Raw genomic sequence first — 12,927 nt, 5'->3', positions numbered from 1 at the left:
TCGCTCGTATTTTTTCTTTTGAAGAAAATTTAGCCATAAAAAAGTGCACCTCCAATTGTTAGACTGTGTCTAACAATCGGGGTGCACTTCACAATGTTTTTTCGGCTTTTTCTATAGTTTTTTTAGCGTGATTAAGATACTTCTTTATTTTTGTTCTTTAGTCTTAATCTGTGCATCTTTGTAAAATGCTAATTTACTGTCATTATACTCTTTTGTATGTTTGTTAAATTGTTCTTTCGCCTTTTGGGCTTCCACATTTAACTCATTAACAGTTTTAACTTTTTCACCAATTTCTTTTAACTTCGTTTCTTTTACTTTTAATTTTTCATACAGCTCTTTTTCATTCGCTAATGCCTTCGTATAATTCTCATTCATCTTTTGGAAAGATTCATAACGGTTTTTATACGACTCTTCTACTGCTTTTGCTTGTTTTTGCAATTTCTTATCTTCAAGCTTCTCTATATTGCTTTGAACCGATTTCGTTTCCTTCTGAGCTTTTTCTAACAGTTCTTTCTCGTTTTTCATTACTTTTTCACGCTCATCTACATTTGCAGTAGCTTGCTCGATCTTCTGCGTAACTGCTTCATTATGCTCTTTACCTTCTTGTAAAATTTGAGAATATAGTTCTTGCCCTTGCTTCTCTAATTTCTCTAATTTTTTCGTATCATCAACTAAAGATTTTTCTTGTGTCGCTGCTGCTTCAAAAGCCGTATATAAATTTTCTTCTGGCTTTTCACTGAAACATCCTGATAATAATCCTACTGATAATGCTCCAACTACTGCTACTTTTCCATACTTCAACTTCAATTCCTCCAATTATATACGGTTATCGTGCCAGAAGTTCACTGGGAAGTGATTCTCTTCATGATATGCTTCAAATTCATAACCCTTTTCTTTTAGACCCTTTAAAATTGCTGGCACAGCAGCAACTGATTGCGGGTGAATGTCATGCATTAAAATGACTTCTTGCGGTTTTGTTGCACCATTTAATACATTTTGAGCGATTTGTGCTGCGGCTGCATCAACCGGTACTTTATTGTATTTCCAGTCTGAAGAGTCAATTGTCCAGTCCCATACTTTCAAACCGCCCTCTACTACTTTGTTTCGAAGGCCTTCATTTAAACCAGGCGTCGATCCGTATGGAGGACGTGTTAATTTAGGTGATTTCCCAATAATATTTGCGATTAAGCCTTGATCTTCTTTCATTTCATTAACATATTCGCCATTTATATATAACTTTGCAAAATTGTGTGTCATACTATGCATTCCAACATAATGTCCTTCTGCATTTTCACGTTTTACTAAATCAGGAAACTGTTGCACATTCGCACCAATTAAAAAGAATGTCGCCTTCGCATCATGCTGTTTTAACATATTCAATAATTCAGCCGTATATTTTCCTGGCCCATCATCAAATGTAAGGTAAGCAACTTTTCTTTCCTTCCCATTAAAACGACTTGGTGCCGTTTTATTCATTTCAACTTTCGGTTGTTCACTTGCAAGCTGTATTACATTTTCTTGTTTCGCAACAGCTTTTGCTGGTGAAGTAATAGATTGAAACATGAAATACCCAATAGCTACTGCTGCAATCGCTATTAAAACGACTACTACTCGTTTAATTTTAAAAGCCTTTTCCATTCTATCGAATTCCTCTCCCTATTAATCTTATATATAAATCACCCAATGTAATTATACATTTTTTTATTTTATTACACTATATAAACAAACAATATATGAATTATAGTGGGAGCTTTATCAAAATTGTTGTTCCTATTCCTTCTTTACTTATTATACTAAGAGTACCTCCATGAAGGTCTACCATTTTTTTTACTATAGCTAGACCAATGCCTGCACCTGCAACATGATTATTAATTTGATAAAATGACTGCTCTATAAAAGGTAGATGCTCTTCAGCAATTCCAATACCTTGATCTGTCACTTTAATCACTGCTTGTCCTTCACTTTTTGTCACTTCAATGTGAACTGTACTGTTTTCATATGAATATTTAATAGCATTATGAATAATATTCAAGAAAATTTGCTTTAGCCTATTTCGATCCCCCATCAATTCAATTCGTTCTAGAGTATGGATGAATTGAATTTTCTTCTTTTCAGCGTTAGGAGTTAATTGCCAAATCGTCTCCTCTAGTATATCGTACAATTGCACTTTTTGTTTATATAAATTAAAATGATTTGATTGTAATCTTGAAAAATCTAGCAATTCTTCTACTAAATGAATCAATCGGTCTGTCTCACCTGAAATAATTCCCATACCTTGCTTTATTTCTTCTTCCGTTAAATGCTCTACAGTTTTTAACGTCTCACTCCAACCTTTAATTCCCGTTAAAGGCGTCCGTATTTCATGAGAAATAGAAGCAATAAATTCATTTTTCATCTGTTCTGCTTTTTCTATTTTATCAGACATATAGTTTAAACTATGTGCTAACTCACCTAATTCACCGGGATAGTCTTCTTTAATTCTATCTTTCAGTGTTCCTTCTGCGATTTGTGAAGAAGCTTGAATAATAGATTCAATTGGCTCAACAAATGAATTTGCCAAGCGTCTACTAATTAAGAAGACAATTCCTGAAATAACAATACCTACAGAAATAGTAAACATCATGATTTCAATAATCTTTGCATTTACATGTGTTAAAACAGTCGTATATTTTAAAACACCGATAGTTTGCCCTTGATGTACGAGTGGACTTAATACTTCTAATTGTTTTTCATTATCTTTCGTAGTAGTAACTCGGTGATACATTTCCCCCTCTAGTAAAGAATAAGGAATATTTACTTTACCTTCTACCTTTTGTCCGCTTGACGACTGTATAATCGTACCGTGCCGATCGATCAATTGTAATTCCGTTCCTTCCAATTGAAAACTTCCAATGATGTCACCACTATATTCGTTCAAACGAATAAAATATAATGAATTATACTCAGAGAAAAAACGTGTACTCGTCTTCGCATGAGATTCTATATACTGCAAAATACCATTATAATAATATTGATAAATAGAGACTGAAAATGCTATTTCAAACAATACAAGCATAAGTGTTATGACCGTCATAAAATATAAAGTCACTTTCCGTCTCATTTTATAGTTTCCTTCCACACATATCCTTTACCCCACACTGTCAGGATAAACTGCGGTTCAGATGGATTGCATTCTATCTTTTGACGTAACCGCCTCATATTTACATCTACGACTTTCGTCTCACCTACGTAATTAACTCCCCAAATCATATTTAATATTTCATCCCGTGAAACCGGCTTAGAAGCATTGTCCATTAAATATTGTAGTATCATATATTCTGTAGGGGTTAAATCCACTAATTGCCCATCTTTATATAAACTTTCTTCTGTAAGATTTAATGAAAACGGACCAGATGTAAGTATATTTGTTTTTTCTGCATGCACTTCTATTCTTCTTAATAAGGATTGTATACGTGCCGTTAACTCTACTGGACTAAACGGCTTTGCAATATAATCATCCGCCCCAATTCCTAACCCTTGTACCTTATCCTCATCTTGTACACGTGCGGTTAACATAATAATACCCATTTTTTTATTATTTTCCCGAATAGCTTTACATACTTGAAAACCGTCAATCCCTGGTAACATTACGTCAAGTAGTGCAACTTGAACAGTATGTTGACGTAAAATCTCTAATGCTTCTTCTCCTGTATTAGCCTCTAACACATGAAATCCAGCACGTTTCATATTTAACACAATAAAGCTACGAATCGGTATTTCGTCTTCCAATACTAAAATTGTTGGCATAATTCCCACCTCCTACTCTTGTTGATAATCCGCTAGCGGTTTTATATATGCTTTCACTTTTTCAAACTTTGATTGCTTCGGTACTGCATATACGTGAGAAGCTGTTTTAACTGCTGCCTCGTATCCTTTTATTTTGAACCAGTCTCTTCGCTTAAAAATATGGACTTCAAGCCATACTTCATTTGTACTTGCATCCAAAAACTTTTGAACATTTGATTCCTTTTGCTGATCTGGGATAGTAATTTTCCCCATTAACTCTTCAGGAATTTTCACAAAATATCCTTTTTCTATATTGATATAGCGTTCTTCTATAGGTTTAGTTCCATCTTCACTCCACTGTATGTAACGTTCAAAGAGCGGACTATCACCATGTGATTTATCTTCCCAACCTTTTGGACGTACAGTACGAACAAACTCAATAATGCCGTCTTCATTTACGTCTTTACTTTCCACAACATAATCATTGAATAAATCTTCTTTCCCGCCTATAGATAATTCCTCATAATGATCCTTATCAAATTTCGCTACATATGTTACACCTGAATGAGCCCCAACTCCCGCATCAATTACAACCGCCTTTGACATTTTGGAAATACATCCAATCTGTATTCTTTGAATACTATTTATAAATGGGTCAAATGAAACTTCAGATATAGTCTTAAACTGCTCAATGAACTCAACTGTCAACTTCTCATCTTTTTCATAAGTAACAAGGCTTATATCATTAAGACCATTTCTATTTAAATCTTCTATAAATAACTTCGTATAATGCCGATTATAAATCTCCTTCATATCTTCATTTTCTTCCGAGAAAACATACATAACATGATCTAAAGATTGGCGACTTACAGAGATTCCAATTAATAATTCTCTCTTCCCATTCCCTGTAAAATCACCCACTTCAACGATATCTACTTCTCCTCCATCAAATTTATGGGTGGACTTTATTTTCCACCCATTTCCGATTTCCTCATATACAGCTAAATATACGCTATGATCTTCATTCGGCAATTTATAAAATACGATGGCTTCTTTTTTATTATCTTGTTTAAAATCCATTGACCAAATCATTTGTTTATCTTTATTAGACATCGGAGTAAGCAATCGATAATTAACAGGCAAATCTTTATCTATTTGCTCTTTCAATTCATTTATCCACTTCTCATTTGCAGGAGCCACCATTAAATTTGTCGGAGCTTCAGACATTTTACATCCAGTCAATATAAAGATGATTCCCATAATGCCTATCCATTTCTGCATATGATATCTTTCCTTACTACAGATTTTAAGTATTTCTCTATACTTTTGCTTCTCCAATATTCTCATACATATGAGTATAATTTTTCTAAAATAAAAAATCGTTACAGAAAAGTTACAAATCCATTTCCAAAAAAAAGATTGGCGGAGGCCAATCTTTTTTTACTATTCATTTCGAACTGATTTTGGTGTTACACCTAAATGTTCATTTAATTTATTTGAAATATCTTTTACATTTTTTTCGTTTGGAATGTAATAATAAATACCACCAATACGTTTATCTGTTCCTTCTATTTGCATCTTTTCCATTTGCAGATCCGATCCTGCCATATTTTTCGTAATAGCAAGCATATCATCAAATGTTAAATTTGTTTTCATATTTTTATCAATTGCATCAAGTAAAGAGCCCATTTTGCTAATTGATTGAACAGACATTGCTTTTTTCGCAATTGCTTCAATTACAAGTTGTTGCCTTTGACCACGCATAGCATCACTGTCAATTTTACGCGTTCTTGCAAGTGCAAGTGCTTGCTCTCCATTTAAATGTTGGAAACCTTTTTCTAAATGAATCATACCTGCTTGGTCTTTACTATCTTGTTCTGTGAAAGTAACCGGTACATCAATATCAATACCACCAAGTGAATCTACAATTTGTACAAATGACTCGAAGTTAAACTTCACATAATAATCAACTGGAACATTTAAAAATCGTTCCACTGTATCTCGTGTACTTTCAACACCACCAAATACGTGTGCGTGTGTAATTTTATCTAATTTCTTTCTAGATGGAATGTAAACGCGTGAATCACGCGGAATACTTACTAATTTAACTGACTTATCATTTTTATTAATTGTCGCTAATAAAAGTGCGTCTGTCCGAACCGCTTCACCATATTGGCTTTTTCTCATTTCACTTCCGTCTACACCCATAATTAAAATTGAAACATTATCCTTTAAAGGTTCAACTTCTTTATCCCGTTTTGATGACTTATCAATTTTTGCATATGCATCACTTACAACAGCTTTTGCTTTGTTATATATAAACGATCCATATCCTACTCCTCCAAAAATAAGTAGGAAAAATGGAATTAAAATGAACCATTTTATAGACTTTCTTTTAGAACGTTTTTTACTACTTCTCGTGTTTTGTTCTAATTCAGAGCTCATGTTCATTCTCCTCTCTTTCTCTTTTCCTAGTATAATGTATGTCTAGTAATCTTCATATTGAATTTCCTTTCAATCACCTTACATTTTTGTAAGGTTACATCATGAATTCAATATGTATTCCATTTCACATTATACTCTCGTGCTTATTTTTGGCAAGTCTCCATTTACAAACTTCAAAAATTTAACACTTCGAAAAATTCGAATTTACAGATTTACTATTCTGCTATTTGTGAATATAAGACTTCAACCTCAAAATTCAGTAAGTATGCAGAGGCAAGTTTCCTTTAAAATCCCGATTGGTTCACCTAATAATGAGTAGGGAATGCCCCCACTCATTAAAGCTTCACTTTATTGACTCTCATTTGGTGTATACATTATTTGCTTCCCGTTATTATAAATTAAAGCTGAATTTGCTTTAATTTTCGTTTTTTCTATTTCCACATCGTCATTCGAGAAATTCACAATGATTTTAATATCTTTTCCATATGAAGCAGATTGTACTAACTTATCTTCTGACAGATATGCAAAGTTCGTCATTTCTTCTTTTACTGCCTTTTCATGAACTTCATTCCAAACTTTCAGATGCTGTGTAATTTCTTTTTTATGCTTATTCCACTCTACTTCATCTAAATGGTACAACGGAGGAACATTATATAATAACTCATATAACATACGATTTCCAACTTCATCTTTCACCTTCAAACTTCCCCATTCCCAGTGGTGCGTTGTAATAACGGAATTGTTGTATACTAATTTATATAATGGTACCGAATATACTGGATTTAAATACACTTGTTTATATTCTTCTTTCAACGGTACTTGTTTTGCATATTTTTCAGGAACATTTTGATTTGGTGACCAATATCCACCTACATAATACGGGCTTGTTTTGTTTTTCCTCATATCTTCATCGTCCCATTTAATAACTGGCGTTTCAATTCCATGAGCAAATGCAATCGTACTACTTGCAAAATCATTTCCGCCCTCAGACCCAACTACCATACCTTTTTCTTGCGCAATATAATCCATTCGTTTTAATCTTGCTTTTAAATCTTGTTCTTGTGTCGTTATATGTTTCGTTGAATAGTCATCATAAATTTCACCCGTTGCATCACAATCAATAAACCATGAATTATACTTAGGTCCATTTTGTAATATATCGTTCATTCGTTCTTTTACACTAGGAAGTGATAATGTCGGATTTAATTTTCGACCTCTCCCTAAAAACCCTTGCACCTTCTCTCCATTTTTCTTCGTTACAGTTGCTTCTTCATATAACGATGGATCATTAAAGGAAGCTGTGTTCCAATTTTTATCACCTTTTTCGTGAATGGAATGGTAAGAATCATACGGACCAACTAAATATCCCATTTTCTTAGCTTCTGTAACGAAATTAGGCTGCATAAATCCTTGTTCCCAGTTCGGCAGACCAATCCACGCTTTGTCTATCCCTGCTTCTTTCATTTCCTTTATAATATCTGTTCCATCTGCAGAACCCCATTTACTCACCTCTTCAACCGCATCACCGAGTCCTGACTTTAATAAATGCTTATTTAAGCTATACAACTCCGTCTTCGCTAAGTAATCTACGCCTTTCTTTAATAGTGCACTAGCTTCCTGATCAACTTTCGGGAAAATATCCTCTTTATAAAATTCCTTCATTGATAATACTTCGTTTACATAACGCAAAATAACATTTTTTTGATACTTATCGATGAAATCTTGTTTACTTACTTGCTCAAATACATTCAGTTCTCCAGGTTCTGAACTATTCTTTTGAATGAGTTCTTTTATATGGCTAAACAGTGGGCTATTTATTTGCTCCCTTAGCTTTGGCCAATTTACGTTACTTTCTGATAAACCATTTTGATTCCAAAAATAAAAATGACCTGCACCGTAAAGTTTTTCTATCTCTTTATTTTTTCTAGCCTTTTCTTGTAATGTTTTAAATTCACCTTTTTCAACTATATTGTTCTTATATAGTTTGGCGATACTTACTGCATCATTATTTGTCACATATAACTGAAATCCATATGTTTTATTTTTATTTATACTCGGGAATTCATGTGTAAAATCAAATCCTATTTTCGGATCCGAATGAAATTTCAATTCATTATTAAACATATTGTTCGCAATATATACAAGCGAATATTTCGAACCATTTAATGCGAAAAACTTCATGGAAAATGATTCAGCAAATGAATATGCATCATCCTTCAAAAACTTCTTCCAATTCTCATCATTACTTGGAATTTGCTTACCTTCCCATAACGGAAGTGTATAATTTTCAGCTTGTACTTTCGGCCATGTAAAACTTTCTGCACCAATCGATTCCACTTCAATATTTAAGTGGTCTTTTTTCTTTTCTAAGTTTACTTTTACTTTTTGATCTGGATATTCCCATGATGTGCGATCCTTGTCTTTTTTAAAATTCGACACCTTCATTTTTGGTAACGGTTGTGATGCCTGTTCCTTTACACCATCATGTTCTACAGTTAACGTGAAAGTCTCTGGATTTACATCATAAGTAAAATCTTTATACGTCGCTTTCTTTATTTTAGACTCTTGTAAAGCATCATTACCATTTACATCACACCCGACTAAAGTCGAAAATGACATTGTTGTAAGAAGACATATTGCTATCATTTTTTTCATCTTCTGCACCTCCACCACTGAATATACAGGGGGTTTGTTACAGGAATGTGGCAAAAAATAATAGAGCTAGCATAATGCTAGCTCCATTCGGAATATGAAAAATAAATTCATGAACAAATCTATTCTGCTTTAAAGAAGATATGTAATACAATAAGACTTTAATCCATGCCTTTTCGCTCTAACTAATTATTAGTCCAAACGAATCAAAGTTTTAACAAGCATTCTTTATCTGAAAAAGTAACTGTATATAATATATCCTAAAACTAGCACTAAAATTAATATTCCTGTACCTTTCCAATTCATACCACCTACCATATCAACGTGGTTACCTGTTTCCGCTCTATTGAGCCCATCATTCAAAGAACCGGTAGGATTATTTTTCAATTCACTTTGTCTCATACGTTCTCTTTTTTCTTCTGGTGACTCTTTTGAACTCATATAATCACCTCCAAAATTAATACGCCCTTTACTCAACTATACAAAATTAAAATTCATTTTATATTCTCTTTCTAAAATGTTATTTCTTTGAAAAAATTCCGATTAAAAATGTATTCCCCATAACGTAAAGAAAGCTAGCGATGCTAGCTTTCTTTATAATCCAATATGTTCTTCCTTATTTACAGTAACCCCTTTATGATCGATTTCAAGCTCACATACTTTCATTGCTGTAAATACTCTCGCTAATTGCTCAGCAATTTCTTGCCGCTTCTCATATGGAGTTAATATAAAAATGGATGGTCCCGCGCCACTAAGTGCTGTACCATATGCCCCAAACTCTTTTGCACATTTACGAATAGATGGTAATAACGGTATAAGTTCTAAACGATACGGCTCGTGAAAATGATCTCTCTCCATCATCTCACCTACAACTTCCCACTTCTTTTGACATAATGCAGCTACTAACACATTGCTAATTGCACTAGCTTTAACAGCCTCATGAAAAGGAAACATCTTTGGTAATACAGATCGACTTTCATCCGTATTTAGCTCTTCATTTGGAATAAGAGAAATTACGCCTAACTCCTTACTTTCAATCCTCACGACCGAAACATTCTTTCCGTCCAGTGCTCCAATTACAGTTCCGCCTAAAATAGAAGCAGCAACATTATCTGGATGGCCTTCAAAATTTGTAGCAATTTGAACTTTTTGATCAGTTGTTAAATGTAAATTTCCAAGTTGATTCGCAAGCTCTATTCCTGCTACAATCGCTGACGCGCTGCTTCCTAGCCCTCTTGTCAACGGAATATTACTAGTAACTTCTATTATATGGGGTGATAAAGAAGGACATACTTTACATGCCGTACTAACAATTAAATTTTTATCGTCTGTTGGAATTGAATCATCAAAAGAATGTACTACTTGCCACTTATCAGCTTCTCCTTTTACACTCACTTCTAAATATAATGACAATGCTATTCCTACTGAATCAAATCCAGGTCCAACATTCGCTGTGCTAGCAGGAACACGAACTCTTAATGGTATCACGACATAATCACCCCTTTAATATGATCTTTAATTTGTTCTATATCATTTGAAACACTTGCAATGTCTAATTTATTAGAAGAAATTGCGATATCAGGATCTTTCAAACCGTTTCCAGTTAAAACTGCAACAACTGTCTCTCCCTTTTTGATTTTTCCAGATTGAACATGTTTAATTACGCCCGCTAATGAAGCATTTGATCCTGGCTCTGCAAAAACTCCTTCAGTTTTTGCTAACAATCTATACGCATTTAAAATCTCCTCATCTGATACCATATCTATTTCACCATTAGACTGCTCAGCAGCCTCTACTGCATACGACCAACTTGCTGGGTTACCGATGCGAATCGCTGTTGCAATTGTTTCAGGTTCCTCAATTACATGTCCTTTTACAATTGCCGCTGCTCCTTCCGCTTCAAAACCGTGAATTCTTGGCTTCTTATAGCCTTTTTCTTTCTCATATTCACAGAACCCTTTCCAATATGCTGTAATATTCCCAGCATTCCCAACAGGAATAGCTAAAACATCTGGTGCGCTTTGCAACTGGTCACAAATTTCAAATGCCGCTGTTTTTTGTCCTTCAATTCGATAAGGATTCACTGAGTTTACTAATGTAATCGGCTCTTCTGCTGCAATATTTCTTACAGCCCGAAGTGCATCATCAAAGTTTCCTTCTATTGAAATGATCTCCGCCCCATAAGCGACTGCTTGCGCTAATTTTCCATGCGCAATTTTCCCTTCTGGTATTACGATAATACATTTCATCCCGAGGCGTGCCGCATAAGCTGCAGCCGATGCCGATGTATTACCTGTTGATGCACAAATAATTGCCTCTGAACCTTCTTCTTTCGCCTTAGCAACGGCCATTACCATACCACGGTCTTTAAAAGAACCTGTTGGGTTTGCTCCTTCATATTTTCCGTATAACTGAATCCCTAATTGCTTTGATATATTTAATAATGGAATAAGGGGTGTATTCCCTTCCATTAAACTGACATCAGGTGTGTTTTCATTCACTGGTAAATAAGAAGCATACTGTTTTAATAGACCTTTATACATATTGTTTTTCCTCCTCAATAATGTAGTAACTGCTTATTTCACTTGCGACATCTTCTATCGCTCCTAAAACTCGTTCGAATTGATATTTTGAAGTTTGATGTGTCACAACAACGACTTCTGCAAGTTCACGATTCAAAGGTAATTGAATGACCTCTTTTAAACTCACAGAATAATTAACGAAACATTCTGTTACTTTTTGCAACATTCCAGGCTCATCTCGTAATGAAATGCGTAAAAAATATTTCGAAACTACTTCTTCATCTCCTTGTAATTCATATGGCTCTGGTTCTTTTAACGCGCTTTTGTTTTTCGGAACTTGATTCATATTTTTAACGATTGAAATAATATCACTTACTACAGCAGAACCAGTTGGTAACTTCCCAGCTCCTGGTCCATAAAACATCACTTCCCCAACCGCTTGACCGTGAATATACACCGCATTGAATTCGTTATTTACATTTGATAATGGATGATGACTTGGCAATAAAGTCGGTTCTACGCTTAAATGAATGGATGATCCTCGTTTCTCCGCTTTACCAATTAATTTCATAGTAAATCCTAACTTTTCGGCCATTTCTAAATCTTCTTTTTCGACCTTTCGAATACCTCTAACTTGAACATCATCTAAAGAAACATTCATCGAAAAACCTAAGTTAGCAAGAATCGCTACCTTTCTCGCAGCATCTAGTCCATCTACATCTGCTGTTGGATCAGATTCTGCGAAACCCAATTTCTGCGCCTCCTGTAAAGCCTCTTCATACGACCATCCATTTTGACTCATCTTTGTTAACATATAATTTGTTGTTCCATTTACGATTCCCATTATTTTTTCAATTTGATCTGAAGCTAGCCCGTCTGCTAATCCTCTTAATATTGGAATTCCACCTGCTACACTTGCTTCATAAAACAAATCGCAATTATTCTCATTTGCTAATTGTAGAAGCTCAGCCCCATATACAGCCATTAAATCTTTATTTGCAGTTACAACATGTTTTTTACTTTGCAAAGCCTTCATAATATGCTGTTTCGTTTCTTCAATTCCGCCCATTACCTCTACTACAATATCAATATTTGAATCATTTAGAACTTCATCCACATTACTCGTTACTACGATTCCCTCAATACAAACATCACGTTCTTTTTCTAAATCACGCACAACGACTGCCTTTACCTTTACTTCACACCCTGTATCAAGAGCGATTTTTTGATAATGTTCTTTCAAAATATGGACAACACCACTTCCGACAGTACCTAACCCTAATACCCCAACATTAATAACATTATTCATCTTCTAATCTCCTCCTAGAATTTTATTTTTCACCTCTATCAATCACCTTGCTCTGCCATTTTTTCATACAGGTGGTGGTTATTTCCGTACGTACTAATCGTTTCATGTTACAGCACCTCCCTTCAAAGTAATAAAAAAACACACTCATCCCTAGTAAAGGGACGAATGTGTTTTCGTGGTTCCACCCTTGTTCCAACCCAGACTTATTTCCTTCCAGATTGCTCAAGTTCAGAT

The 12,927-nt window shown here is 34.4% G+C and carries 11 protein-coding genes and 1 other annotated feature (1 of these 12 cut by a window edge); all 11 genes read right to left on the bottom strand.

Annotated features, from left to right (window positions below; all coding sequences use genetic code 11):
- Window positions 1-144 precede the first annotated feature (144 nt).
- Entirely contained in the window at window positions 145-801 is a 657-nt protein-coding gene (locus MR109_RS10470) for a YkyA family protein (protein ID WP_242272024.1), read from the bottom strand.
- A 15-nt stretch (window positions 802-816) separates the two neighbouring features.
- Window positions 817-1,638 carry a peptidoglycan-N-acetylglucosamine deacetylase gene (locus tag MR109_RS10465; protein WP_242272023.1) on the bottom strand — a complete coding sequence of 274 codons (822 nt, stop codon included), beginning with the start codon at window positions 1,636-1,638 and terminating at the stop codon, window positions 817-819.
- Between the two features lie 100 nt (window positions 1,639-1,738).
- Window positions 1,739-3,100, bottom strand: a complete 1,362-nt coding sequence (locus MR109_RS10460; protein WP_242272022.1) for a sensor histidine kinase — start codon at window positions 3,098-3,100, stop codon at window positions 1,739-1,741.
- Window positions 3,097-3,786: a response regulator transcription factor gene (locus tag MR109_RS10455; RefSeq protein WP_242272021.1), complete on the bottom strand. Its 690-nt coding sequence runs from the start codon at window positions 3,784-3,786 to the stop codon at window positions 3,097-3,099. Before MR109_RS10455 ends, MR109_RS10460 begins: the two co-directional genes overlap by 4 nt.
- A gap of 12 nt (window positions 3,787-3,798) precedes the next feature.
- Window positions 3,799-5,046: a hypothetical protein gene (locus MR109_RS10450; RefSeq protein ID WP_242272020.1), complete on the bottom strand. Its 1,248-nt coding sequence runs from the start codon at window positions 5,044-5,046 to the stop codon at window positions 3,799-3,801.
- Window positions 5,047-5,208: 162 nt separating this feature from the next.
- Window positions 5,209-6,210 carry an LCP family protein gene (locus MR109_RS10445; protein WP_048372725.1) on the bottom strand — a complete coding sequence of 334 codons (1,002 nt, stop codon included), beginning with the start codon at window positions 6,208-6,210 and terminating at the stop codon, window positions 5,209-5,211.
- A 348-nt stretch (window positions 6,211-6,558) separates the two neighbouring features.
- The gene (locus MR109_RS10440) at window positions 6,559-8,865 is read right to left on the bottom strand and encodes a glycoside hydrolase (protein WP_242272019.1); all 2,307 of its coding nucleotides are present in this window, start codon (window positions 8,863-8,865) and stop codon (window positions 6,559-6,561) included.
- A gap of 225 nt (window positions 8,866-9,090) precedes the next feature.
- Window positions 9,091-9,303 carry a DUF6366 family protein gene (locus MR109_RS10435; protein ID WP_048372738.1) on the bottom strand — a complete coding sequence of 71 codons (213 nt, stop codon included), beginning with the start codon at window positions 9,301-9,303 and terminating at the stop codon, window positions 9,091-9,093.
- Window positions 9,304-9,456: 153 nt separating this feature from the next.
- On the bottom strand, window positions 9,457-10,350 hold the full coding sequence (gene thrB, locus MR109_RS10430) for a homoserine kinase (protein WP_242272018.1): 894 nt from the start codon (window positions 10,348-10,350) through the stop codon (window positions 9,457-9,459).
- Complete coding sequence (gene thrC, locus MR109_RS10425; protein WP_178940227.1) at window positions 10,347-11,405, bottom strand: threonine synthase; 1,059 nt, start codon at window positions 11,403-11,405, stop codon at window positions 10,347-10,349. Before thrC ends, thrB begins: the two co-directional genes overlap by 4 nt.
- Window positions 11,398-12,693, bottom strand: coding sequence for a homoserine dehydrogenase (locus MR109_RS10420; protein WP_242272016.1), 1,296 nt, complete (start codon window positions 12,691-12,693; stop codon window positions 11,398-11,400). The genes thrC and MR109_RS10420 overlap by 8 nt, the downstream gene beginning before the upstream one ends.
- 154 nt (window positions 12,694-12,847) lie before the next feature.
- Window positions 12,848-12,927, bottom strand: a binding site (T-box leader) (it continues 153 nt past the right edge of the window).

It is taken from the genome of Bacillus cereus group sp. BfR-BA-01310, from assembly GCF_022664325.1.
GTDB lineage: Bacteria > Bacillota > Bacilli > Bacillales > Bacillaceae_G > Bacillus_A > Bacillus_A paramycoides.
Note: the sequence above shows the minus strand (reverse complement) of the source record. Positions and strands in the feature narration are given on the sequence as shown.

Coding starts and splice junctions, on each gene's coding strand:
- MR109_RS10465 (WP_242272023.1), bottom strand. CDS start 1,638: ATGGAAAAGGCTTTTAAAATTAAACGAGTAGTAGTCGTTTTAATAGCG.
- MR109_RS10460 (WP_242272022.1), bottom strand. CDS start 3,100: ATGAGACGGAAAGTGACTTTATATTTTATGACGGTCATAACACTTATG.
- MR109_RS10455 (WP_242272021.1), bottom strand. CDS start 3,786: ATGCCAACAATTTTAGTATTGGAAGACGAAATACCGATTCGTAGCTTT.
- MR109_RS10450 (WP_242272020.1), bottom strand. CDS start 5,046: ATGCAGAAATGGATAGGCATTATGGGAATCATCTTTATATTGACTGGA.
- MR109_RS10445 (WP_048372725.1), bottom strand. CDS start 6,210: ATGAGCTCTGAATTAGAACAAAACACGAGAAGTAGTAAAAAACGTTCT.
- MR109_RS10440 (WP_242272019.1), bottom strand. CDS start 8,865: ATGAAAAAAATGATAGCAATATGTCTTCTTACAACAATGTCATTTTCG.
- MR109_RS10435 (WP_048372738.1), bottom strand. CDS start 9,303: ATGAGTTCAAAAGAGTCACCAGAAGAAAAAAGAGAACGTATGAGACAA.
- thrC (WP_178940227.1), bottom strand. CDS start 11,405: ATGTATAAAGGTCTATTAAAACAGTATGCTTCTTATTTACCAGTGAAT.
- MR109_RS10420 (WP_242272016.1), bottom strand. CDS start 12,693: ATGAATAATGTTATTAATGTTGGGGTATTAGGGTTAGGTACTGTCGGA.